Annotated in this window: 23 protein-coding genes; 18 read left to right on the plus strand and 5 right to left on the minus strand. The window is 36.3% G+C overall.

Annotated features, from left to right (window positions below):
* Positions 1-104: 104 nt before the first annotated feature.
* The 4 genes from COJ96_RS24450 to COJ96_RS24470 form a co-directional block, all read right to left on the minus strand.
* Positions 105-782 carry a DUF2642 domain-containing protein gene (locus tag COJ96_RS24450; RefSeq protein ID WP_098576412.1) on the minus strand — a complete coding sequence of 226 codons (678 nt, stop codon included), beginning with the start codon at positions 780-782 and terminating at the stop codon, positions 105-107.
* Between the two features lie 191 nt (positions 783-973).
* Entirely contained in the window at positions 974-2350 is a 1377-nt protein-coding gene (locus COJ96_RS28895) for a hypothetical protein (protein ID WP_180230244.1), read from the minus strand.
* Between the two features lie 59 nt (positions 2351-2409).
* Positions 2410-2907, minus strand: a complete 498-nt coding sequence (locus tag COJ96_RS24465) for a hypothetical protein (protein WP_098576414.1) — start codon at positions 2905-2907, stop codon at positions 2410-2412.
* A 139-nt stretch (positions 2908-3046) separates the two neighbouring features.
* Complete coding sequence (locus tag COJ96_RS24470; protein WP_098576415.1) at positions 3047-4132, minus strand: CotH kinase family protein; 1086 nt, start codon at positions 4130-4132, stop codon at positions 3047-3049.
* Between the two features lie 471 nt (positions 4133-4603).
* Between COJ96_RS24470 and COJ96_RS28905 the strand changes: the two genes are divergently transcribed.
* The 16 genes from COJ96_RS28905 to tuaH all read left to right on the plus strand — a co-directional run bounded on the left by COJ96_RS28905 (position 4604) and on the right by tuaH (position 22809).
* Entirely contained in the window at positions 4604-5494 is an 891-nt protein-coding gene (locus tag COJ96_RS28905) for a hypothetical protein (protein WP_180230246.1), read from the plus strand.
* A 313-nt stretch (positions 5495-5807) separates the two neighbouring features.
* Entirely contained in the window at positions 5808-7166 is a 1359-nt protein-coding gene (locus COJ96_RS24485) for an arsenic transporter (RefSeq protein ID WP_098576416.1), read from the plus strand.
* Positions 7167-7762: 596 nt separating this feature from the next.
* A complete protein-coding gene (locus COJ96_RS24490) occupies positions 7763-8863 on the plus strand; it encodes a pyruvate kinase (protein WP_180230247.1) in 1101 nt (366 codons plus the stop codon).
* A gap of 268 nt (positions 8864-9131) precedes the next feature.
* The gene (locus COJ96_RS24495) at positions 9132-9932 is read left to right on the plus strand and encodes a hypothetical protein (RefSeq protein ID WP_098576418.1); all 801 of its coding nucleotides are present in this window, start codon (positions 9132-9134) and stop codon (positions 9930-9932) included.
* A 139-nt stretch (positions 9933-10071) separates the two neighbouring features.
* Positions 10072-10812, plus strand: a complete 741-nt coding sequence (gene map / locus COJ96_RS24500; RefSeq protein WP_098576419.1) for a type I methionyl aminopeptidase — start codon at positions 10072-10074, stop codon at positions 10810-10812.
* 149 nt (positions 10813-10961) lie between these two features.
* Entirely contained in the window at positions 10962-11375 is a 414-nt protein-coding gene (locus COJ96_RS24505) for a MerR family transcriptional regulator (protein ID WP_098576420.1), read from the plus strand.
* 69 nt (positions 11376-11444) lie between these two features.
* Positions 11445-12755, plus strand: a complete 1311-nt coding sequence (locus tag COJ96_RS24510) for a hemolysin family protein (protein WP_098576421.1) — start codon at positions 11445-11447, stop codon at positions 12753-12755.
* A 370-nt stretch (positions 12756-13125) separates the two neighbouring features.
* Positions 13126-13707, plus strand: a complete 582-nt coding sequence (locus tag COJ96_RS24515) for a sugar transferase (RefSeq protein ID WP_257148627.1) — start codon at positions 13126-13128, stop codon at positions 13705-13707.
* Between the two features lie 16 nt (positions 13708-13723).
* Positions 13724-15169, plus strand: coding sequence for a teichuronic acid biosynthesis protein TuaB (tuaB, locus tag COJ96_RS24520; protein WP_098576423.1), 1446 nt, complete (start codon positions 13724-13726; stop codon positions 15167-15169).
* 13 nt (positions 15170-15182) lie between these two features.
* On the plus strand, positions 15183-16379 hold the full coding sequence (gene tuaC / locus COJ96_RS24525) for a teichuronic acid biosynthesis protein TuaC (RefSeq protein WP_098576424.1): 1197 nt from the start codon (positions 15183-15185) through the stop codon (positions 16377-16379).
* A gap of 24 nt (positions 16380-16403) precedes the next feature.
* The gene (gene tuaD, locus COJ96_RS24530; RefSeq protein ID WP_098576425.1) at positions 16404-17738 is read left to right on the plus strand and encodes a UDP-glucose 6-dehydrogenase TuaD; all 1335 of its coding nucleotides are present in this window, start codon (positions 16404-16406) and stop codon (positions 17736-17738) included.
* A gap of 15 nt (positions 17739-17753) precedes the next feature.
* Complete coding sequence (locus COJ96_RS24535) at positions 17754-18695, plus strand: NAD-dependent epimerase/dehydratase family protein (protein ID WP_098576426.1); 942 nt, start codon at positions 17754-17756, stop codon at positions 18693-18695.
* A gap of 24 nt (positions 18696-18719) precedes the next feature.
* The gene (gene tuaE / locus COJ96_RS24540; protein WP_098576427.1) at positions 18720-20162 is read left to right on the plus strand and encodes a teichuronic acid biosynthesis protein TuaE; all 1443 of its coding nucleotides are present in this window, start codon (positions 18720-18722) and stop codon (positions 20160-20162) included.
* Between the two features lie 14 nt (positions 20163-20176).
* On the plus strand, positions 20177-20866 hold the full coding sequence (locus tag COJ96_RS24545; protein WP_098576428.1) for a hypothetical protein: 690 nt from the start codon (positions 20177-20179) through the stop codon (positions 20864-20866).
* Between the two features lie 11 nt (positions 20867-20877).
* Positions 20878-21636 carry a teichuronic acid biosynthesis protein TuaG gene (tuaG, locus tag COJ96_RS24550; protein WP_098576429.1) on the plus strand — a complete coding sequence of 253 codons (759 nt, stop codon included), beginning with the start codon at positions 20878-20880 and terminating at the stop codon, positions 21634-21636.
* 15 nt (positions 21637-21651) lie between these two features.
* On the plus strand, positions 21652-22809 hold the full coding sequence (gene tuaH, locus COJ96_RS24555; RefSeq protein ID WP_373561745.1) for a teichuronic acid biosynthesis protein TuaH: 1158 nt from the start codon (positions 21652-21654) through the stop codon (positions 22807-22809).
* A gap of 653 nt (positions 22810-23462) precedes the next feature.
* Here the strand turns inward: tuaH and COJ96_RS24560 are convergent.
* Positions 23463-24815: an arsenic transporter gene (locus COJ96_RS24560; protein ID WP_098576431.1), complete on the minus strand. Its 1353-nt coding sequence runs from the start codon at positions 24813-24815 to the stop codon at positions 23463-23465.
* 307 nt (positions 24816-25122) lie between these two features.
* Between COJ96_RS24560 and COJ96_RS24565 the strand changes: the two genes are divergently transcribed.
* Together COJ96_RS24565 and COJ96_RS24570 are read left to right on the plus strand one after the other, a co-directional pair.
* On the plus strand, positions 25123-25497 hold the full coding sequence (locus COJ96_RS24565; protein WP_098576432.1) for a DnaJ family domain-containing protein: 375 nt from the start codon (positions 25123-25125) through the stop codon (positions 25495-25497).
* A 79-nt stretch (positions 25498-25576) separates the two neighbouring features.
* Positions 25577-26428 carry a D-alanyl-D-alanine carboxypeptidase family protein gene (locus COJ96_RS24570; protein WP_098576433.1) on the plus strand — a complete coding sequence of 284 codons (852 nt, stop codon included), beginning with the start codon at positions 25577-25579 and terminating at the stop codon, positions 26426-26428.
* The last annotated feature ends 41 nt before the right edge of the window (positions 26429-26469 follow it).

The raw sequence follows: 26469 nt of genomic DNA on the forward strand, positions 1-26469 counted from the left end.
GATTTGTCGACAGTCTGAGAGTGTCTCTAGACACTCTGTTTTTTTTTGAAAAAAAAGCCGGTGCTTGTTCACTAATTACCCACTCGAACACTTAATTTTAGACATTAAGTCATATGGATTGTTTTAATATGTTGAAGATTAATAAAGACCGGATCTTCTTTTGCGCCAATTAATTCCACAAAATTATCCTTAATCGCTTTTACCTTTCCGATAACATTTTCATTTTCCGCGATATTAAAGACAATCAATTCCCCAGTCAACTTTTCAATTTGAACCTCAAATGATCTTGCAAAGGTAATATTACTTGGATTCACTGGCAGATTTGCGTTACTTAAACCGTATGGACGTTGATTATTTGTGTAAGGAATTAACCATTTTAAATGGTTTAATGAGATAAACATGGTTTTGTAAATTGGCGAGTAGAAGACAAAATAATTATTCATAATACTAATAATATAACCATGTAAAGCTTGGTTACTCGTTACATATATTTCTGTAAAAATCCCTTTAGCGGCTGTTAATGTTTTTCGCAATGAGATTTCTTCGTTATTATTATAAATAGGTGCTGGTTCGTCATTAAGAGAAATTCCATCGAAGTTATTAATTTCATCTTGTGTTAAATAACGCCAGTTTTGGCAATGTATAGCTGGGATGTATAGGTAGTCATATCCATTAAAAATAACCCATAAATCGCTGCCTACATCAATAAGTAATCCTTTAATCATTTTCTTCCCAGAAATCTCTAATTGGATATATTTACCGATATTATCTTTCAACTTCATATTCTCACATCCTTTCTTTTGTTTTCCCATTTACAAAAAGAGGTGGGCTGAAAACACGATTAACCGATACCTTGGATACTTCGTTTTGAAATGCCCACCTCATATTTGTATGGGGTTTGGGGATCGTAACAGGGGAATTATGGGGAGTAAACAAATACTACTATTCAATTTTCAATTTATATTTCATAAATTTAAAATCTAGTTATCCGGTTGTTTCTATTTGGCCATCCCGCAAATGGGAAAGTTCTTGGACTGTCATTATTTGCTGGTTCACCAGCAAATCGAAGGACCTTTTGCTCAGGTTCTTTTTGTTTCCATACATTTTGACTGCTGTTTAATGTAGTTTCATGTTCTGTTTTCTTAGCAGAATTTACCGTCTCTTGAGTTTTCGTTGCTCTTGCTTCAGTCAGTTGTACTTTAAATGGTGGTGCAGGATTATTTTCTGTATTTACAATAGTTGCTGTTTCTTTAGCTGTTTTCATTCCATCTGATTGATGGTTTTCTTTCAAATTGCTCCGCTTTGTATCTTCAGACTTATTATCCTTAGTTCCCATTTCAAATGATGATTTTGAAGAGTCCTTTTCATTTGTTTGAGATTTTTTTGCCCTAAAGATATTTGTAGGAATTTCCTCCTTGGATTGAACCATAGTAGATTCAATTTTAATTGGCTGTGACCAGACCATAGTGTTATTAGGTTCGATTGCTTCAATCTTATGCTCCATTTCACTTTTTTCCATTAGTGATGGAGATTTAACTGAATTGCTGCTGTCTTCCTTTGAGGTCACGTCTGATTTATTTTTTGTTTTGTTACTAGTTTTCTTGGAAGAGGAATCAGATTTATTCTTAGATTTGTTTTTACTTCTTTTGGAAGATGATGATGATGATGATGATGAGTCAGATTTACTCTTAGATTTTTTTTCACTTCTTTTGGATGATGATGATGATGATGATGATGATGATGATGATGATGATGATGAATCAGATTTATTCTTTGATTTGTTATCACTTTTATCGGAAGAAGAATCAGATTTATTCTTAGCATCTTCATTTTTTTTGGAGGAAGAATCAGATTTATGGTTAGAACTGTTTTCATTTTTTGAATTACTTTGCGAACTAGCATTAGTTGATGCACTGTTTGTTCCTTCTTGATTAACGTATCCTTTTAAAATGTTAGAAATTTGGCTTAATTTAATTAAGATTTTTTCTTCTCCATTAATGAGTGTTGCAAAATCTTCATCCACCTGGCTCATTATGCCATTAAATTTTTGTTTATTTACACAAAGGATGGTTATCCAATTGTTTTTAAAGGAGTTTAACACCTCGGTTAAACTTTGTGTTCTTATAAAATTGGCTGTTGTTTCTTCACTCTGAAAAAGTTTCGTATTTTTTGTGATTGCTTGAATCTGTTCAAAACTATAATAAAAGACATAATTATTATTGTCTTCCACGATGATGTGATCTCTCTCTACACCAATCAGTTTACCATTAACTATCTCTTCACCTATATATAGATTTACATTATAGCCTAATAATAAATCCAACGAAGATGAGATTTTATCTAAACCCATTTAAGTGTCCTCCTTGGAGATAACTATATCGCTTCTCCTAATGAGAAGCGATATGGTTTTTATTTGTCTTTCTTTTGTTTGCCTGAGCCATTCCGATGCTCCTGTTGACCTTCAACATCTTCTTCAGGCTTTTCGACTTTTAATCCGTAGCTAATATTTCTAATGTGGAACATCGAGAGGCGAACGATTTCTTCTTTATTAATTAAAGAAACATAATCATTAGCTACTTCTCCTAATACACCCTCTAATTTCTCTGGGCCTCCACGATTAATTTTGACCCATTGGTACATTAAGGAAGATAACATCCCCTGAAAGCTATCAGCTTTTTTAAATTCGAATTCTTCAGGAACCTCAATATCGAACTCTAACTGATCCTTTGCATTCTCCGTCACACTTTTAATATGATGTGTGCAGTAGTATACGACACCATCATCTTCTGTAAGAAGGACCAGATGGTCATCATAGACATCCATTAATTTACCTATTCTTGAATCTGGGCCACCTCGATCGATCTTAACAATTTTACCCACCAAAGACTTCATCATGTCTCTATTCATAAAAATCTTTTCCTCCTTCAAATTAAATAAACATTTACACTGCATCTATATGTATCACGGTATGATGTTGTACTAATAAAGTAGCCTTTTTTTCCTGTTTTGGGGAAAAATAGGCAAAAAAAAAGTATATGATTGAACTTCATATACTCTTCACCTTAAAAAATGATGTTAATTCTTTCTTTAGATAAGTGTTTCTTTTTTTTATAAAATTAAAATAAACCTTTTTTTCTTGCTCAAGGGTATCAGCTGTAGTCTTTATATACGGATCTAGACTAATATGTGGTTTTAAGGTTTCGAATAAGCCATCAATTATAGGTTTTTGAACATCTAGAGTAAAATCGTTTTCCAAAATACTTGTTAAAATTTCGTTATAAAGGTTTCTAAATTGCGGAAAGTGGAAAAGTCTTGCAGAAAGTGTGTTATATCCAGTTAATGGTACATAGTCATAATCAAGTTTTCTGCCATGAAGATTTCTGCCCCAGGTACCATCATAATCCCAAGGTGAAATTTCATAAAGTCCTGTTTCACCATTTTTATATAATGCATAATTATGGATAAATCCATCATAATTCTGAACACATACCGCTCCAGCTACCCATCTTAAGTATTTCTCTACATCCAATACTTTTGGGATTTCCTTTGCAAAATCTTCATTATTTAGCGCATTAATCATAGCAATAAAGTTACGCAAATCATCGATATCCTCTTTTTCGCCATATTTTATTGTGTATCCTTGATCCAACCTTTTTTTTATTTCTTTTTTCTTGGTTAATAAAGAGAAATTTGCTCGATTATTGGTTGCATAAATAATAGGTCCATCCGGCAATTTTCTTTTTTTAAGGAGATATTGATCAAAGGATTCAATCTCTAAATATATACCCTTATTATAACCATTGATATACAACAGAACATGCTGCGAGTGTGGAGAGATGACGCCAATTCGATCAAAGAAATCAAGCGATAGTTTATTCCTGCTTAATGATACATCTGAAAATTCTGCATTGAGGTGAATTTCATGAGCCCCATTAATCTTGAACGGCTTTTGAAACACAATTCGATAGGATTTTTTTTTCTTATCCCTTATTACGTTTCCTCTATAAGCAACTTTAATATTAATACGATCTTCACCTATTTTTAATATCGCTGGTACTAATTCATCATTCCAAATGTCATTATCCAATTTTCTTAACCACTTCGGATTAATTAAAATTTCATATTTTAACACTTGAATTCTCCTAAGTCATATTTTTTCTAGATATATGCATCCTCACAAACGAATGTGTATATAACTAAAAAAAAATCAGACTAAAAAAAATATATGATTGTCTATGTCAAATAGATGAATTCATCATAATCTGAAATAGAATAGAAAAAATGTTTAGGAAAGTGGTGGAGAAATGGTACTAAAGCTTGATATTGAGCATTTACTTTCGCAAGCTAAAGAAAATGGCTTAGTTGGCTTTTTGGATAACAATCCTGTAGGTAAAAAAGCAAGCAGCAATAAATCATCCTCAGATAGTACAGGATCTACTGGAACGAACAGCAGTAATAGCACCAGTAGTGACACAAGCGGTAGCTCTGACAACAGCAGCAGCAGTAGCAGCACAGGCNNGCACAGGCAGCAGTAGCAGCTCAAGCAGCAGTAGCAGCTCAAGCAGCAGTAGCAGCTCAAGCAGCAGTAGTAGCTCAAGCGGCAGTGGAAGCTCAAGCAGCAGTGGAAGTTCTAGCAGCGGAAAAGGACCTAAAGGGCCTAAAGGACCTAAAGGACAACAAGGCAACAGCGGCAGTTCAGGCAGCGGCAGTTCAGGCAGCACTGGAAGTAGCAGCACAGGCAGTAGTAGTACTGGAAGTAGCAGCACAAGTAGCGGTAGTACTGGAAGTGGCAGCACCGGCAGCGGCAGCACTGGAAGTAGCAGCACAAGCAGTAGTAGTACTGGAAGTAGCAGCACAAGTAGCGGTAGTACTGGAAGTGGTAGCACCGGCAGCGGCAGCACTGGAAGTAGCAGCACAAGCAGTAGCAGTAGTAGTACTGGAAGTAGCAGCACTGGAAGTAGCAGCACAAGTAGTGGCAGCACCGGCAGTGGCAGCACCGGCAGTGGCAGTTCAGGCAGCAGCTCCAGCAGTGGAAGTTCTAGTAGCGGAAAAGGTCCTAAAGGTCCAAAAGGACAACAAAGCAGCGGCAGTACAGGAAGCTCTGGAAGCTCCAGCAGTACAGGAAGCTCCAGCAGCACCGGCAGCACTGGCAGCATCGGCAGCTCCAGCAGTACAGGAAGCTCCAGCAGCTCCAGCAGCACCGGCAGCACCGGCAGCACTGGCAGTACCGGCAGCACTGGCAGTACCGGCAGCACCGGCAGCACTGGCAGTACTGGCAGTAACGAATGCACTGGCAGCAGCAGTTCAGGTAGCAGCAGTTCTGGCGTCTGCGGCAGCACTGGAAGCAGCAGTTCAGGCAGCAGCAGTTCTGGAAGCAGTGGCAGTAGCGGGAAAAAAGGCCCTAAAGGTTGAGAATACAAGTAAGCGACCGATACTTAAACAGTATCGGTTTTTTTATAGTATAGGATATTTTAAAAAAATTGTTGATAAATAGAGCTAGTTCTTTGAATCCAGCTCCACGCCGTAAGGCTAGTATAATCGCGAAACAAGCGCTTGCGCCTTTTATTCATTAATTCGTACATAAACCCAACAAAGAGTATTAGTGACACTCGACTATTGCTATAAAAATAGGTAAAAATCTAGAGAAATTTATGAAAATATTTCTAGTTAGATGCTGATTTACTCCCTTTACGAGATATTCGTTTAGAACAAGCTGGTGCATAAGGACGTACTATGAAGTAAAGGACAAGATTGAATAAACGGAAACTTACGAAGGAAACTTAAGTGAAGGGAGTAAAATAACTTTTATGTATTATCAATCGACGGTAATTATCACCATCTCCGCTTTTATTCTAACAATGGTCTTGATCTTTATCCGTCCCAAAAATATAAACGAAGCAATACCTGCTGCATTAGGCGCCATCCTCGTCTTTTTAAGTGGAAGCGTTTCGATCGGAGATTTACTTGACATAAGTTCAAAGGTCACTGGGGCAGCAATTACTATTATTGCAACAATCGTTATGGCGATCGTACTCGAAAGTTTTGGCTTTTTTAGTTGGACAGCAGCTTTAATGTTAAAGCTCTCAAAGGGGTCCGGAATCCGATTGTTTTGGAATACCTTATTACTCTGCTTTTTGATGACTCTATTTTTTAACAACGATGGAAGTATATTAATAACAACACCGATATTGATTTTAATATTAAATAATTTGAAGTTAAAGAACCGGCAGAAGATTCCATTCCTACTAAGCGGCGCGTTAATCGCAACTGCCTCAAGCGCCCCAATCGGTGTTAGTAATATCGTTAATCTAATTGCATTGAAAATCATTGGTATGGATTTGTATCTTCAAACGGAAATGATGTTTGTTCCCGGAGTACTAGGATTACTATTTTTATCCTATCTTTTATACCTAGTATTCAAAAAAGATATTCCAACAGAAATCCGCTTCCACTCCTACTCAATCCCACTGCAAAAGAACCGCCCATACCATCCACTCCAACAAGGGTCAGAAAGCTTATTTGACCAACAAAAGAAACTCATGATCACTATGTTGATCTTCGTTTTCCTTGTAAGGATTAGTCTCTTCGTCGCTTCCTTTATTGGCATCTCAGTCTCATTGGTTGCTGTATGTGGTTCAATGATCTTATTGATTTGGAGATGGATTTATTTAAAGATAAACCCAAAAGACGTAGCAGGAAAAATACCGTGGCATATATTAATCTTCGCCTTTAGTATGTATGTCATCATCTACGGATTACACAATATTGGATTATCGCAGCTTCTATTAAGCTATTTAAAACCAATCGTTAATGACAGTTTGTTTCATGCAAGCTTAACCATGGGGGCAATCACTGCCTTTCTCTCAAATATCTTTAACAATCATCCAGCCTTAATGATATCCACTTTTGCCTTGACCGATATGGGACTAACTCCGTTATTAACAAAAACCGTTTACTTATCTAACATCATTGGCAGTGATATTGGCTCGCTTATCCTTCCAATCGGTACTCTTGCAACACTCCTATGGATGCATATTCTAAAAACAAATAAAATAAGAATAACATGGATGGAATATATTAAAGTTACCATTGTTGTTATCCCAGCCACTATGGTCTTCACCCTCATTAGCTTATACTTATGGCTATTATTGGTATTTGCAGCATAATAAAAACAGGATTCATCATTTGATGAGTCCTTTACTTTACCTTTGCCCCAAAACAGTTCTCATGTCATTCATCCATTTCTAAAAATTCCAATATTTTAATCTTAATATTCATTAATACAAAACCTTTTTCATTTAATTAATAATAAGAAAAATAGAACCTTTCGGACTTAAGGATGTGAAAAGATGTGGTTAATTCTCCAACGACTAATCTAGACCTGGAGAAACATTTATTAAAGATTTATAACCATATAATCCAATTAAGCGAGGAGAATGTTAGTAGCATCCCAGTAAGTGATGGAATTCAAAATCGGGATAACTTATTGGCTTATCTAGCCTTTCTTGAACAAGATACTCTTGAATTACGGCAAAAGTTGGTGGAAAACGGCTTTCCGACACTTGAGCAATCGCATATGCACGTTTTATACTCTTTAGAAAAAATATTAGAGAATTTGAATGTTACCAAGTTTCCTTCCAAAAAGATTTTTGTTCCCACTCCCCTAGAATCACGGACCATTATGGAGAACCGCTCGGAGGTACTCCTAGGTAAAAAGAATACTCAACTTCAATCAACAATAATGGTCACCTTAGATGAGAATATGATATACAATAAAGCCCTACTAGAAGATTTATTAGTAAATGGGATGAACATTGCAAGAATAAACTGTGCTCATGGTCATCAAGATTTATGGAAACAACTAATAGAAAATTTAAAAACAGCGGAAAAAAGGCTAAAAGCAAATGGGAAATATATTAACAAAACATGCAAAATATTTATGGATTTAGCGGGACCAAAGGTTCGCATCGGAAAACTTAATCATGTCAAAATAACCGTAAAAACAGGAGACCATTTACGTTTATACCTTGACTCAGAAAAACTTGCGCATCCAGCAACAACAAACTATCCTGCAGGTGTCCCAGTTACATTAGAGAAAGCTTTTCGTAATGTTCAAATCAGAGATCCAATTTTTATTGATGATGGAAAGATTTCAGGAGTTGTTCTTAAAGTTACAAAGGAATTCATTGAAATAAAGATTAGTTCAACTGTAGTCCGTGAATTTAGAATAAAAGAGGGGAAAGGTCTGAATTTGCCTGATTCACTAGTAAGTTTGAATGTAAGTGCCTTAACTGAGAAGGATATTGGCGATTTACCTTTTGTTATCCAACACGCTGACATTTTAGGATTATCATTTGTCCACTCTCCACTTGACCTTAAAAAACTTTATGATGAATTAGAGAGACATAGCGCTATTCATATGGCGGTGGTTGCAAAAATCGAAACAAAGGATGCAGTCCATCAATTAGCAAGAATAATCTGTGAAGGATTAAAATTTAGGTCATTTGGTATTATGATTGCAAGAGGTGACCTCTCCGTTGAGGTAGGTCCTGAAAACTTATCATATGTGCAAGATGAGATATTAAAAATCTGTGCCGTTTCTTATATTCCAGTTATTTGGGCAACAGGCGTTTTAGAAAGATTAACAAAAAAAGGACTCCCCACACGTTCAGAAATTACAGATGCCTCTTATGGAAAACGAGCAGATTGTGTCATGCTTAATAAAGGTCCATATATTATTGATTCGTTAGTATTACTTACAAAATTATTAAAAACAGAATCAAGGAATCTGCCAAAAAAACAAAGGGGTTCTTTAAATTTAACTGCTCAATACAATGTATTTAATAGTTGGTCAAAAAAGTGAGTTTGTTTTGAGCCATGTTTCTTTGTCCACTTATTATCTGTGAACCTCCTAACCTTTTTTGATTGTGAAAAAAATAGACGTATGTACAAATAACATACTAAATGGAGCCTGACATATATATAAGAAAAGCATCAACATTTTGAGCATAATTTTAGCCGGTGAGACGTGGGAGCATTGTGTATTTCCTAAAAACTTAAATAAAGTAGTCGCTTGTCTTTAACACTTCCCTCCTTATTGAATACTATTTATATAAAAGGCATGTGAGGATATGTATTTAGTTGGCTTCTACTCTCCAAAAGCAAAATCAGGTGTCACTGAATTGGCCTTATCCATCTATCATTGGCTTAAATTAAATACAAATGTATCTGCTGCATTTATTTCGTACGGGACTTTAGAAAAAGAAGAAACAACAAACGAACTCGTCCATGAATTTTCAAAACTATCACTAATGGAACAAAAACGTAAAGTTAAAATCATGAAAAATGAATATGATATCATTATTTATGATGCTTCCAGTCAACTGTCAGAGGGGGTATTAAAACTATTACCGATTGTTGACCGGCTTTTTGTAGTTGGTGAAGAACATACTGATTTTGCCGTTAAACTGCAAAAAATCATTCAATTTGATAAAATTTTTGATAAGAGCGTGAAAAATTTTATTACCCACTTACGAGGCAGTAAAACTTTTATCATCCGTGAAAACAAGGAAGATCGAGTGATAGGCTTTAATTATACGAAAAATGAAACCAATGTGATTGGGCAGATGGTGTACACAGATTATGTCACACGGTATTTAGAAGAAAAATTCATTGATAAAAACATTAAAATATTTAACAAAATTTTAAAAATACCAAAGAAGGAATTGTATAAAGGCCTGCACCAATTAGGAATTGATTTTGAAAAAGCGCTGCTTTTTCATGAATATGTCTTTCTTCGGGAAGCTTTAGGACAAAAGTACGAAGAAGCGATCGAAAACCTCTTTCCGCTATTAATTAATTCCACCTATAAAGAAATCTTCGAAAAATTTCAACTCGAAATTAATTTTATCAAAAAAATAAAAACCTTATGATTGAAAAAATACAGAGTAGTTGGATTAACTCTGTATTTTTTTACCCTTAATAATTATAATCCTTGGATTTTACCTGTAGATAAATGTACAATCTAATAGGTGTACATTACTTAAGATAAAATTATAGGTGGGAAAAAGAATGATTGCAAAGACCGAAGAAGATTTTAATGGCTTGAAAGAAATTGGCAGAATTGTTGCTATGATTCGCGATGAATTAGTGAAACAAGCGGTACCTGGAGTAACCACTAAAGAACTTGATGATATAGCTGCTGGTTTATTTGAGAAGGAAGGAGCCATTTCAGCTCCAAAAGGTGAATACGATTTTCCTGGCTTTACATGTATTAGTGTAAACGAAGAAGTGGCTCATGGAATTCCGAGCAGTCGTGTCATTAAAGAAGGAGACTTGGTAAATATTGATGTTTCAGGTTCCAAGAACGGTTATTTTGCTGATACCGGGATCTCGATTGTAGTTGGAGAAGGGGAAGAAATCCTAACGAAGATCTGTGCGGTGGCAAAAGAAGCCTTTGAGGCAGGCCTAAAAAAAGCCAAACCAGGCTCCAAAATTAATGGAATGGGTAAAGTGGTATATCAAACAGCGAAAAATCATGGATTAACGGTAATTAAAAATCTGACAGGGCACGGAATTGGACGCACTATCCACGAAAAACCTGAATATATTTATAATTACAATGAAACTTCTGACAATGGTTTGTTAAGGGAAGGAATGGTCATTGCCTTCGAACCATTCATCTCAACACATGATGAAGAAGTGTTTCAACTGGATGATGGCTGGACATTTGTTACAGAAAAAAGTTTTGTAGCACAATACGAACATACGTTGATTATCACTAAAAACGGACCGGTGATTTTAACACGATAATGAAAAGTAAGATATAGAACATTTTCCAGTTCTATATTTTATTTTGTCAACTTCAAACCACATTTCAAACCGTTACGTTGACTGTATGGTTTGAAATGTGGTATATTTGTACTAACATTTATTTTGGAAGGGGTGAGTAATTTGGGAAGTTGTATCGAATTGGTGAAATAGCTAAATTGAAGAATATCTCTAAGCGGACCATTGATTATTACACCCAAATAGGCTTACTAAACCCTATTCGGACGGATTCAAATTATCGATTGTACGGAGAAGAGTGTATTAAGATTTTAAATATGATTGAACACTATAAAAATCTAAATATGCCACTGGAAGAAATAAAGTCTTCGATTGAATTAATTAAATCAGACAACACCATCGATAAACAAAAAGTAGAAAAACATTTTGAACAGATTGCAAGTATTATGCAGCATTTGAAAGAAGAAATAAACGTGATGGAACCAATTCTACAAAGATTAAACCATCAACAAAAAGATGTGCTTGTTAATAGACTTTCGTCTGAAGGCCGTACACTCGCACAATCATTATTATTACTATTTGGCTAGAATAAAAGAATTTAACACGTAAAAAACAGGAGGTGTATTCCTTACTTAAATATTTAAGTAAGGAGACCATTGATAATTAGTAATCTACTAATAATAGCAATTTTAATTGCTTTTACAGCATTTTTTGTAGCGTATGAATTTGCTATTGTTAAAATCCGCGGTACACGTATTGATCAACTCGTTAGCGAAGGGAACAAGAATGCAGTCGCGGCAAAAAAGATCGTTTCAAATCTAGACGAGTATTTATCGGCATGTCAACTAGGTATCACCGTGACAGCTTTAGGGCTTGGGTGGTTAGGAGAACCAACGGTTGAGCATATCCTTCACCCGTTATTGAGTTACTTGAACATGCCTGAATCCATTTCGAGTATCACTTCCTTTATCCTTGCGTTTGCATCCGTAACATTTATTCATGTTGTGGTGGGTGAACTAGCACCTAAAACTTTTGCCATTCAAAAGGCAGAAACGGTCACTTTGATCTTTGCAAGACCGATGATGCTCTTTTATAAGATCATGTATCCGTTTATTAAAGCCTTAAATGGATCTGCTCGTTTAATCGTTGGAATTTTCGGTCTAAAACCAGCTTCAGAACATGAAGCTGCACACTCAGAAGAAGAACTCCAAATAATCATCTCTGAAAGCTACAAGAGCGGGGAGATTAATCAATCGGAATATAAATATGTAAACAATATCTTTGAATTTGATAACAGGAATGCAAATGAAATTATGGTGCCTCGTACGGAAATCGTTGCATTTGATATCTCACAATCATTAAATGAATGTCTTCAAATTGTAACGGAAGAAAATTATACTCGTTACCCAGTAATTGATGGTGAAAAAGATAACATCATTGGTATGGTAAACATGAAAGAAGTGTTTACTGAATATATCAAAGGGAAGAATGTTGAAACCTCGATTCAAGAGTACGTTCGTCCTGTTATTCAAGTGATTGAATCGATTCCAATTCATGATTTGCTTTTAAAAATGCAAAAAGAACGTGTTCATATGGCAATCTTAATGGATGAATATGGCGGTACTGCTGGTTTAGTGACTGTTGAAGATATTCTTGAGGAAATTGTCGGCGAAATTCGTGACGAATTTGATGCGGACGAAGTACCCGAAATCAATAAAATCAGTGAAAACAAAACGATCGTTGATGGTAAAGTTCTGATTGATGAAATCAATGACTTATTCGGGCTTGATCTCGAAAATTCAGATATGGACACCATCGGCGGATGGATCTTATCTGAAAAGATGGATCTCGTCGAAGGTGATAAAGTTAGTTATGATGATTATGAATTCAAAGTGCTTGAAATCGATGGTTACCATATTAAATCACTAGAAATTTTAAAAATAGCTAAACAAGAATCCATCGCTTAGCTTAATTAATGCCCTCTTGTCTAATCAAGGGGGTATTTTTTTATAATCATTAAAAGCTGTCCCAAAAAAGGAGATTGATCCCCATCCTTTTTGGTGCAGCTTTTTCATTTAATCGATAATTCTACCTATATTTTGTAAAGAACTTTACAAAGTATTTATAAACTTCATAAATATTCAAAATCTTTTACAAACTCTTCACCCTTCCTCAACAGCAGCTTCAAATTATGTACCTATACTTTACGTATGGGCTAGCCAGTCTCATTATCAATAAATCTTTTGGGGTGATCAATTTGTGAGTACTGAAAAAAGCTACAATTTCTACCAAGATTATCTAAAGGTATCATCATCAAAACTCACATTACCAAAGAATGTGGAACATTATCTTTATCTAAAAAGAGCGTATGACATTTTCCTTGCAACCGTAGGGTTAATAATTGCAATACCAATAGTTCTTTTATTTTCAATCCTCATTGTGATTGAAACACCTGGTTCTCCATTTTACGTACAAGAGCGACTTGGAAAGAATGGGAAGCGATTCAAGCTGATGAAGTTACGCTCCATGACTATGGATGCTGAGAGGGAAGGGGCAAAGTGGGCTGAGGTAAATGACCCACGTATTACAAAAGTGGGAGCATTCATCCGAAAGACTCGTATCGATGAGCTACCACAATTAGTCTCTGTTTTAAAAGGAGACATGTCTATTGTAGGGCCCCGACCAGAAAGACCATTCTTTACTGCAATATTCAATAAAGAGATTAAGGGATTCGAAAAACGGTTGCTTGTTAAACCAGGTCTTACAGGTCTAGCGCAGGTTAGTGGGGGATATGATATGTCTCCACGAGAAAAACTTCAATACGACTTGGTGTACATACAAAATTTAACCTTCTCACTTGAAGTAAAAATTATGGTGAAGACATTCAAAGTGATTTTCACAGGTGAGGGAGCACGTTAATAAAGGCGGGAAGTTTATGTCAGTCATCAGAAGTCAACTACATAAAGGAATAAAGTGGACTGGAATTTCTACCTTTATCATAACTACCATCCAAATCGTCCAGTTTGCATTCCTTGGCAAGCTAATGAGTATATCCGAATTCGGGCTAGTAGGAATGATTACCACGATTGTAGTTTTTGCCCAGATCTTGCTGGATCTTGGTTTTGGTACAGCCGTGATTCAAAAAGAAGAGGTTTCTGCCCGTGTATTGTCATCACTGTTTTGGATAAATGTGGTAGTAGGTGTAGGGCTGTTTGTGCTCTTATTTCTCTTTAGCCCGCTGATTGCGACATATTTTCATCGAGGTGAATTAATCGAACTTATTCGAATATTGGCTGTGATGTTTTTAATCGCTCCGGTCGGGCAGCAATGCCAATATTTGCTGCAAAAAGATTTGCGATTTAATTTACTTGGGGCCATTGAAGCAGGGACAACATTCATCTCTTTTTTAATATTAGTGATCCTCATACTTATCATTAGTCCAATTTACGCCTTTGTCATTTCACAAGTCGTTCTTAATTCATTAAAAGGCATTCTTTATTTTATCTGTTATCAAAAGAAATGGCGCCCATCATTCGTATTTGATTTGTCGGAATGCAAGGAATACATGGCGTTTGGGGCCTACCAATTAGCCTCCCGGTTAGTCAACCGAATTGGTTCCAACCTTGATGTGATATTAATTGGCCGCTTTATGGGCGCTGAGGCACTAGGTATTTACAATCTGGCCTATCAAATCGTGACCATACCAGTCTTAAAGATTAATCCGATTATTACGAGGGTCGCTTTTCCGGTTTTTTCGAAAAGCCACCATAATCAAGTTTTATTAACTGATGGGTTCTTACACATGACAAAATTGTTGAGTCTAGTTTCGTTTCCCATCTTAATGGGTCTCACCGCCGTGTCTAATGTGTTTATTTTAACTGTTTTTGGACAGAAGTGGCTGGACGCCGTTCCAGTTGTACAAATCATGGCAGTCGTAGGCATTCTTAGGGTTTTAATGAATCCCAATGGATCCGTTATTTTAGCAAAAGGAAAAGCTAATATAGCATTTTATTGGGATGCCGGTGTTCTCATTCTCTATGGGGCCTCTTTATGGATAGCGGTAATGACGAATAATTTGGAAGTTGTAGCCTGGACCTATGCAGGAGTAAGCCTGGTAAATTTCTTAGTTGGAAGATGGTTATTAAACTGGTTAATTCAGCTTCGGTTTCGGCAATATCTGCAAACTATTTCTGTTCCATTCTTATTATCTTTGCTCATAACAACACTCGCCTTTTGTTTGAAAAAGATTTCGAGCTTTTATTTTACTCAAACCAGCATATGGCCGCTAATTTTTTCCGTAGGAATAAGTGCGATCGCCTATATTTTGCTTTTGAATAGGGTTTATCCCGATTTTTTCTTGAAGATCGTAAAAAACAAATAAGAGGGCAAACATAATGAAAATTTTATGGATTACAAGTGTCTATCCAAGTGACGAATATCCAGGGCAAGGTGTTTTTCATGAAACTCAAGTTCAATCATTAATCCGTTTAGGCGTAGAGGTTACGGTGATTTGTCCTGTGCCGCGTCATTCAACCTTAATCAAGTATGTAAAAAGGCAGTATCGAGCAAATAAGGAGATCCCATTTAAGTATGTTCGAAAAGGAGTGACGGTCTACCGTCCGCCTTATTTAGCACTTCCGGGCCAACTCAGATGGTCTCAACCGGATAAACGGATGGCAGCTTCCATCTTAAAAACAATGTCTGATGGCTTAATAGAGCCCGATTTAATTCACGCACATTTTGCCATGCCGTCTGGAGGGGCAGCGAGAATAGTTGCAGAACATAAAAAGCTGCCATGGATTTTAACGTTACATGGCAGTGATGTAAATATTTATCCTTTTTATAGTGCAAGATCGAAAAAAATATTCGAACAAACCGTACATGCGGCAAACCTGGTCTTGGCAGTGGGTGAAAGCCTTAGGAATAAAGCAAAGGAGTTAACAGGCAGAGATAGTATGGTGCTTCCCATCGGGGTTGACCTATCACGCTTTAAACCTAGTGATGAAACCAAAACGCAAATCAGGAGACGCCTCCAACTCCCTGAAGAAAAGAAGATTATTGTTTTTATAGGAAGATTAACAGAAGCAAAAGGAGTTTTTGAACTTGCTCATTCACTTCAATGGCTTTCTAACGAAGTAGCCATTTTGTTTGTTGGCGATGGACCAGCTAAAGAAAAATTAGCCCAGCATTCCGACTTCAATAGACGGTTGTTCCTTATGGGGCAGGTTGAAAATGAAAGAATAAGTGATTACTTGCTTGCTAGTGATGTGTTTGCTCTCCCATCTTATACAGAAGGGATGCCAACCGTTGTTATTGAAGCACTAGCCTTGAAGGTGCCTGTAATTTGTACTGAAGTGGGGAGTGTCCCAGAATTATTTGGTGAGCATCGCCATCTTTTAATTGATAGTAAATCGGTATCCAGCCTAGTGACTCGATTAAACGAGATTTTAAACAGAAATCCCTTTACCACACATGTTCAGGATGAACTCTATGAACATATTCAAAAAAACTATCATGCTGACCGAAATGCCGTTTTATTAAAAGCTGTTTATAAACGGACAATAGAATCCATTTATTCAACGATCAAGTAATACGAACCGAAAGGATTGATAAGGATGAAAAAAATAGCTGTTATTGGAACTGGATATGTTGGACTCGTTTCAGGTACATGTTTTGCTGATTCAGGAAACGAAGTTACTTGTTGCGATATTGATCAATTAAAAATTAATGAACTGACACAAGGGATTATGCCGATATATGAGCCAGGATTAAAGGAACTGGTCCATAAAAATGTTCGTAAAGGAACACTTAAATTTAGTGCAAATATCAGTCAAGAAATCCAGGATGCTGAGGTAATTCTAATTGCAGTTGGCACGCCAATGACATCATCAGGTAAGGCTGACTTAACCTATGTAAAACAAGTCGCTAAATCCATTGGTGAAAATTTAAATAATTATAAAGTAATTGTCACTAAAAGTACGGTACCTGTCGGAACTGGAAAATTAATAGAATCGGTTATTCAAGAATACAACAATGGAAACCATCCTTTTGACGTTGTCTCTAATCCTGAGTTTTTAAGAGAAGGTTCGGCTATTAAGGATACGATGAATATGGAGCGTGCCGTCATTGGTGCTGCAAGCGAAAAAGCTTTTCAAATGATTGAGGAATTACATCAGCCCTTTACGGCCGATATTGTGAAAGCTTCTATAGAAACGGCGGAAATCATTAAATATGCTGCCAATGCATTTTTGGCAACCAAGATCTCATTTATTAATGATATTGCGAACATATGTGAACGTGTTGGTGCAGACGTTACAAAAGTGTCCGAAGGTATTGGTCTTGATAGCAGGATTGGCAATAAATTTTTACAAGCAGGCGTTGGATTTGGCGGATCCTGCTTTCCAAAAGATACGGCTGCACTTCTGCATATTGCTGAGGATTGTGGATACAATTTTAAATTAATCAAGGCAGTGATTGATACAAACGAAGGACAAAGGGTGCAGCTGGTAAAAAAATTGTTACGTGCATTAGGTTCTTTTAAAGGGAAAACGATTACTGTTTTAGGATTAGCATTTAAACCAGATACCGATGATATTCGGTCTTCTCCGGCATTGGATATTATTCCTTACTTAACAGAGCAGGGGGCAATCGTTAAGGCATATGATCCCATCGCAATCGTAGAAGCAAAAAAACAGATCGGTTATCAGTGCACCTATTCAGAGGATATCTATGAAACTATTCGGGATGCAGATGCTTGCATGATTTTAACAGATTGGCAGGACGTAAAAACATTAGATTTACCCTTAGTAAAGCAATTAATGAAACAGCCTCTGATGGTGGATGGCCGGAATCTCTTTGATTTAGAAATGATGAAACGCCTTGGATTTTCGTATTTTTCGGTTGGGAGACCAGCCATTCAAGCGGGATCTTTCACAACAAAGGCAATATAGGAGGAGGTTATTCTGATGAGAAAAGTAATAGTCACAGGCGGAGCAGGATTTATTGGCTCCCATATAGTAGAGGAATTGCTTCAAAATAATTACCATGTCACAGTCATTGATAATTTTTCAACAGGCAAACAAAAAAACATCGATCACTTACCTATTGAGGTCTATAATCACGACATTACCAATCCTAGCGTAATTGATTTAATTGTTTCTCTTAGTCCAGATTATATTATTCACCAAGCGGCACAAGTAAGTGTGGCGGAGTCTGTTAAAGACTTTCTATTTGATGAAAAAGTAAATATTAAGGGTTCGCTGCACATTATAAAAGCAGCGATTGAATCAAAGGTGAAAAGATTTGTATTTGCTTCGTCTGCTGCGGTGTATGGAAACCCGGTTTCACTGCCTGTTACCATTTCACACCCAACTCATCCGGAATCACCATATGGACTTACAAAGCTATCGGTTGAAAATTATTTAAAAATGTCTTGTGAACTGTATCAGCTGCCATATTGTATTTTACGCTACAGCAATGTATATGGACCAAGACAAGACGCAAAGGGTGAAGGAGGAGTCGTAGCTATTTTTTCAGATAAACTCACCGAAAATAGAACACCTTTCATATATGGAGATGGATTGCAAACGAGAGACTTTATTTTTGTTAACGATGTGGCAACAGCAAATGTAAAAGCACTAAATGTAAAAGAAAATATTTGTGTCCATGTGTCTTCTGGCTCATGTATTTCTATCAATGAACTGTTTAAAACGATGACTGAAGCCGCTGGTTCGAATCTGCGCCCGATCTATAAACAAGAGCGTGCAGGCGATATTAGGCATAGTATTCTTGAAAACGAAGAAACGAAAACAATACTAAATTGGGTGCCGGCTGTCAACCTGTTCGAAGGGTTACAGGCGACTCTCCAGTTCTCAAAGGAAAACCAATTGCAATCATTAAATGGTTAGTTTGAAAAAGGAGAAGGAAGTTTGATGCAAAGTAATCTACTAGTTAAACAAGCAACAGGTGTGTCAGCTTTTCTCTTAGCAGGATTGGCCATTACCTATTCACTTGTTGAAATGCCGGGTATAATGATGATTTTTATTGGGGTATGGGCGGTCATCGTTATTACTTTACTTATAAAAAGCAATGTTATTAGTAAACCGCAATTTCCCGCCGTTATGTATTTATTAGTCATGACAACATTTCTGAATCAATCAGTTCTAAACATTCATGTTGGATTTTTTAGCATATTTTTGTATCGCTTGGTTCTAATCGCAGCAGTTATAGTCTTTTTGTTTCATGCAATAAAAGAAAGGAATCTTCCTCAATTTTGGAATCAACTAAATGTAAAAGGGATATTGCTTTTTCTACTGTTTTGGATGGCTTATGGTTCGGTATCACTACTTTGGGCAAAATCAATTATAGAGGGTATTAAGTCGTTAATTCTTTTGGGTATGGGAATAACGTTTGTCTTTTTGGCCGTCTTTACATTTAGAAAAATGACTAGTTTGTTCTTGTTTTATGGAATCTGGATGTTTATGACAGTCTTTTTAATGGTGATTGGATTAATCAATCATTTTGCTCACATCCAGCTGCCTACATCAACATTGTACGGTGGTCCTGAATATAAGCTGTCATATCCAACATCTGTTTTCTTTAATCAAAATGATTTTGCCACATTTCTTACGATATCGTTCTTTTTTTATCTAGCTTTAACAAAAAATAGTAAACATGTATTTTTGAAAACAACCAGCATACTTCTAGCTATTATTTGTGTGTATCTCATTTATTTGACAGATTCACGGGCAAGTTTGCTTGGTGTAATGATTGGATTACTTGTTTATATGTTTATCCTTCTTCCAAGATTTTTAAAGAAAATGGCCGTTACTATCGGATCAACCGTATTTCTATTGAGTACGATTGTATTTTTCGGCAAGTTAGTAGATTTGTATAACGCTTCAACCATCAATCTTAGTAATGGAATGCTTCCATCTAATGTAGCAAGATTAAATTTACTGAAGAATACCCTTCAATACATATTAGATAGCTTCGGATTCGGGGTGGGAGCAGGCAATATCTCATTCTATTTGAAAAACGAATCCATCTATCCCACTAATAATGTTGTAGAAGTTCATAATTGGCTTGCGGAAATTATGGGTAATTTCGGAATTGGTATTTTACTTGGTTACATAACTATGTATGCCTATCTTTTCATACGTCTTTATAAATTTTATAGAGTTGGAAGAAATAGAAACCAAAAAGGATTACTTGAAGCGTGTATGATGGGGCTAATTGGATTTGCTGTTTCGAGTATCAGTCCGAGCTCTATTAGTAATCTATTTTTTCATTGGGTATTTCTAGGATTAGTTATTTCTACGGTTTCTGTTCTTAAAGACACGAAAAATCAACATCAACATGAAAAATCCTACTAAGGAGCAAGGTTAAAATGGGACATATGATTCAACGATTAAAAGAAAGAATGAACAAATACTTCTTAATATTATTAGCAACGACCATTTTTCTGGGCATAATTGGATGGCTTCTTCCCGTGGGACAAGAGAAATCAAGTTATACATTAGAAACTTCGATATCCTTGGGAAACTATAAGAATCCTGAGTTAAATAATCCTAAACTTGTGATCAGTTTATTAACAAACGCTCCTTTTTATGAAGAACATTTGAAAGATCTATGGAAGGAAAAGTTTAAGGAAATAAATACGAATTTACATGTAACTATGGGGCCTGATAACATCATTAATCTTTCATATTCAGATCATTCAAAGGAAAGCACAGCAAAGGTACTTAACGAGATTACTAGTGCTTTTATCGCCATCGATCATGATAGTTTCCAAGAAAAACAGAAAATCATTCAAGAATCTATCGATGCAATAACAAATGAAAAAGTAGGACCTGAGGCAAAAGTAGACCAGCAGCGTTTCTTATATGAACTTAAGACTGCTAAAGACGACATAAGACATGCTGAAATATTAAAACCTGCGGATTTTTATGCACTTGATACTGAAAATAGAGCTTTCAACTCAAAGGAAAGAGCAGTATTAGGGATATTATTGGGCGTAACATTAAGCTTTCTATGGATCGTTTTTCCCATCATTTTCAAGGAACAGTCATTTGAATAGGAGGTTATTTCATGAGTCCACAGCAGCCACTGATCTCAATTATAACACCTTCATATAATTCAAGTTTATTTATCGAGCAGACAATCACTTCTGTAAGAAAGCAAACCTATCAAAACTGGGAAATGATTATTGTTGATGATTGTTCTACAGATAATACACCAGAAATATTAGAGCAAATTGAAAAAGAAGATGAAAGAATAAAGGTTATTTATTTAAATCAAAATGGCGGGGCAGCCGTTGCCCGAAACATAGCTTTGCAAAATGCAAAGGGCAGATATGTAGCATTTCTTGATAGTGATGATTGCTGGAAACCAGAAAAATTACAAAAACAGTATTCTTTCATGCAAACCAACTATTATGCTTTTACATTTACTGGTTACGAATTAATAACTAATGATGGAGTTCTATTGAACAAACAGATACCTGCCCCCGAGCAAATTACGTACAATGATATGTTAAAGAATACGATTATTGGATGTTTGACTGTCATGATTGATCGAAAGACGGTTGGCCATTTTCAGATGCCAAACATACTCACACGACAGGATTTAGCCACCTGGCTAGCCATATTAAAAAAGGGGTTCAATGCATACGGATTAAATGAAAATTTGGCCGAGTATCGGACTGGGAATCCTTCAATATCAAGGAATAAGTGGAAAGCAGCAAAAATGAATTGGTTTGTATATCGCAAGGTAGAAAAACTTAACGTCATCAAAGCTTTTTGGTGTTTTTCACATTATGCCTTTCATGCTCTACTAAAAAGAATTTAAAAAGGGATGGGACAAATGAAGAATATACATATCATTGTGGCAACAGGGGAGTGGGGGCAGGACCAGTTACGTTACCGAAGACATCGGCTTGCAGAATATCTTCAAAAACATTCAGATACAAAAGAGGTTATTTGGTTATGCCCGTCACCAACACAAAAAGAAAAGTCCTGCTCTAGATTGTCAAATGGAATAAAACAATGGACCATACAAGATTTATTGCCACATAAAGTGTTTCGGTTTGGACGATATATTGATGAATTTCATAGATCAAAACTTCACCCATTAATACAATATTTAAGAGAAGAACAGGAAAAGTATAAAGTGAATTTATGGTATACCTTTCCAGGTTACCCAATCCTTTCTGACCTCTTTTCCTGGAATAAAGTCGTTTATGATTGCAGTGATTTATGGACTTCGCCTATCAGTGGGAAAAACTCCATCCTAGCTAATTCTAGAAAAAATATCATATCAAAAGCTGAAAATCGGATTATTCAAAGGGCAGATGTAATTACTTGCACCTCTGAGTATCTAAGTTCGAGAATAGTAGAAAATTTAGGTTCCCAAGAAAAGGTGTTCACCTTTGAAAATGGGGTAGAATATGATTTATTTGCGAACAATCCAACACAAATGGAGAATATTCTACCTGCTCAATTTAATGGTACGGTTTTAGGATTTATCGGTGGCATTAAACCGAAACTGGATTTTGATTTGATAAAGGAGGCAGCACAAAAAAAACGAGAATGGCTTTTTCTGTTTGTAGGTCCAGATGGCACGAATGATCATCCAAAATTTAAAGATTTATTAACCGAGAGAAATGTTTTATGGACTGGAAGTGTCGAACCTTCAGAAGTACCAAAATATATGAACTTAATTGATATTGGTATTATGCCATACAAATCCTCTCAATATAATCAAGCTGTCTTTCCATTAAAGTTATTTGAGTTTTTAGCAGCGGGGAAGTCGGTACTTGGTTTGCATTTGCCCTCAACGAAAAAATATGCCGAGGAATCTGTCTATGCTTATTTAGATACCGATAGTACGAACCAATTCATCCAAGTATGTGAACAATTAGAAGGGACTATAAATGATGAAAATATGATTCATAAGCGTAAGACACTTGCTAAATCAAAAAATTGGAACGAAGTATTTGAGGACATGTTTAGATTGGTTTAAAACAAACCGAGATAGCGTCAATTTTTGGAGACCCATAAAGGGTTTCTTTTTTTTGATAGTTGTTTTTTGAGTGTGTAAATGATCACAGGTGTGGAATTTTTGATGAAGGAAATACTTGCGGATCAAAAAAGAATAGTAAATACTTAACCCAGTCAATGTCTATTTGATTTTGATTTAAAAAATGAGTAATAAAAAATCCGTATAAAAGCTGCCGAAATAAAAATCAGAAACAGAATATTAAGAAAATTATTCATACAACTACCTCCCCATTTGGAAATTACTTATAAAAATGAACCATTGTATTGGAATGGCTATAGTTACATTTTAACCAGTAAATACTAAGAAATAGTTGATTCGATGTTAACCTTTTGTAAAGTATTGTTATATTTATTTTATAGATATTGAGGCTTGTTTAGCACAGGTCCATATGAAAACTTTTACAATCTTGAACAAATATAAGGAAAATACATATATTTATAATATGTAGTAAGTCTCATAAAAAAAGACCGTGAGCTCAAGACACGGTCTAAAAAACAACTATAGTAGTTAATGATTAATCCAACCTCGTCAGCCAAAACAGGATGGATTTTTCTTTGTGGACATTTTTTTGCTCATCTGAATAACACCTTTCTATCTGTTATTAAAATCATTTTTTAGTTCTGAAGTGTGCCTCCAAATAGCCATGATACCCAATAATATAGAATTACCAAGGTAAACAAGGTAGCTGGCGGGATAACAACGAAGGTTATTTTCATATACTGCCACCAACTAATCATGACTTTTCCTTTCCTTACAATATGCATCCACATTAACGTGGCCAGAGTTCCCATTGGTAGTAATAATGATCCCATGTCACTTCCTATGACATTGGCAAGATAGGATATTTTTAAACTGAGCAGAGGTAGATCCATATTTGTTAATGTTAGTGTGCCGACCATTAACGCAGGATGATTATTAAATATGTTCGAAAGAACGGATAACAAGACACCCATTAGTACACTGGCATGAAGCAGGCTTCCAGAAACCATTGGATGCATGAAGTGGATGAGCCACTCTGTTAGACCAATATTATTTAAACCGTAAATGATCACATACATACTAAAAGCGAAAACGATGATATACCACGGCGTTTTCTTCACCATATCGGTGGGGGGTATTTTTAAATATGCCCATCTCCAACCTAAAAGGACAAAAGAGCCAAAAACTGCCATAAGCGAAACTGGAATAGACAGAAACGATGCTACAAAGAGGCTGACACGAACCGCAAAGACAAACAGTAGAACGTTTCTCATAAATCTCGATCGGTCTTTCTCAGAAGCATGTTTCAATGGACTTGGCTTAAGTGGATGATAAGAAGAGAGTGAAAGCCCAGTTACCTTAGTAGGGATCGTTTTTGGTAAGACCTTTTTGAAGCGAAGAAACAAAAGCCAGGTCAGTAGAAGTAAACCAAGTGTTGCAGGGACAAACATCATCGCCGTATGCAAGTACAAACTCATGTGGACGATTTTTAGGGCGATTAGATTGACAATATTACTTACGCCAATGGGCGCACTTGAAGCGGTCGCGATTAATGCACCTGAAAGCAAATACGGAATTTTTTGGTGGTTTTTTAAGCCCATATTGTTTAGCAGTATAACTAATATTGGTGTTGTGATTAAAATACTTCCGTCGTTATTAAAAAAGAGTGTCATTAAAAAACACAATAGATTGACATACCAGAATAATCGAATGCCAGACCCTTTTGCTTTTTCTGCAAGCTTTTCTGCCATCCAGTTAAAGAACCCAAAACTTTCTAAGACGATGGCCATTACAATTGTCGCCATTATGGTAATCGCGGCACCACTGATGGTTTCCGCTATTAGACCGAGGTCAGAGAATGTAACACTCCCACTTAAGATAACAACGATCGCACCAATCGTAGCAGGGATTGCTTCATTAATACCTCGGGGTCTCCAAAAAATAAATCCTAGGGTGAGTAAAAAGGAAGCTATCGTTAACCAAACCATTGAATAAATTTCTCCTTTCGGAAGCTAGTATTTCTTGAAATGAATCATGAGCGACTTTACCTCCACGTTTTGCATCCGCATCTATCCCTCCATTCCATCTATCCCTCTTGTGACTTTGTACTGTATGTATATGTCTCCCGACTGAGACAGGCTTTAGGTTTGTACCTGTTTTTTCCGAATTTCCGCTTGAGTCTATAGTGGTTGAAGACAGAGAGAGCCCCCGAAAATACGGCGGTTCTCTTAACTAGTTTATGTTTACTAAATTTCTTCCAAATAAGTTAAAATAGATATTAAAAAGAGGTGTGTCATGGACTTATTTTCAAGAATAGCTGAAGATAAAATAAAAGAAGCAATAAAAAATGGGGAATTCGAAAATCTGCCTGGGATGGGAAAGCCGTTGGATCTAAAAGATGATCTGCCAGGGATGAGCGCAGAAATGAAAATGGGTTACCGAATGCTTAAGAATGCAGGATTCATTTCAGACCAAGTCGATTTACGAAAAGAATTGATTACCTTAAATGATCTCATTTCCGCCGCCACTGATGACGAAGAAATTAACAGGTTACAAGAAAAATTAACAAGGAAACAGTTGCAGTTTGAAAAAGTGATGGAACAAAGAAGGAAAAATTCGAATGGACGTTTCGGCAGTTATGCGGAGAAAATTTATGGAAAAATTAAATAAGTAGTTGTCTGGCTTCACTAAAAATGGAACAAAATAATTGCAAGAAGATAAAGGGTTTATTACTGGAGGTACATACGTCATGTCTACCATCAATAAGATTGCTGCAACATTATTGTCAGTCCTGTTTCTAATAGGAGGAATGGTTCCAAATAGGGTCAGTGCTGCTGAATCAGAGGTCCCCAATATTGTGGGGGTGTATGGAGTAGCCATTGATGCAGAGACAGGCGAAATTCTTTACAACAAAAATGCCCACTCAAAAGCATTTCCTGCAAGTATGACGAAAGTGTTAACGGCCATTATTTTAGATGAACAAATAAAAGATGGGACTTTATTAAGGGTTAGCTCACATGCGGCGAATCAAGAATGCCTCTGTTTGGGGCTTACAGCAGGGGAGATGATTTCTAAACAAGACGCGATGAAAGCTTTATTATTATTAAGTGCGAATGATGTCGCCGTTACAATTGCTGAGAACGCGGCAGGAAGTGAAGAAGGATTTGCAGTTCTCATGAATCAGAGGGTCAAAACATGGGGCCTTAAAAATACTCATTTCGTTACATCAAATGGGCTTCATGACCCAAACCATTATACAACACCCTACGATATGGCCCTCATCACCAAAGAAGCGCTTAAACATCCTAATGTACTAAAGGTTATGACTACACGAAAAACAATGATTAAAACAAGCAAGAAAGAAAAGACAATCAGTAATCTATTTAAATTTCACAGGAGCCCAAACTCGATTACTGGTAAACCTGGGTTTACAAATGCGGCTCATCATACACTATTGGAATACTTAAAACAAGGAAATAAGGAAGTTATCTCGGTTGTCATGAAAACCGATAAACAGTCAAAATACAGCGATATTCAAACCATGGCAAACTATTCATTTGCCCATATGAAGTCAGAAAATGAGTTTTCAGAAGGTAGGTAGTGAGGAGGGACCCATTCATTTGACCTCAAAAAATAGACCGC

This window comes from Bacillus sp. AFS073361, from assembly GCF_002567005.1.
Classification (GTDB): Bacteria; Bacillota; Bacilli; order Bacillales; family Cytobacillaceae; genus Neobacillus.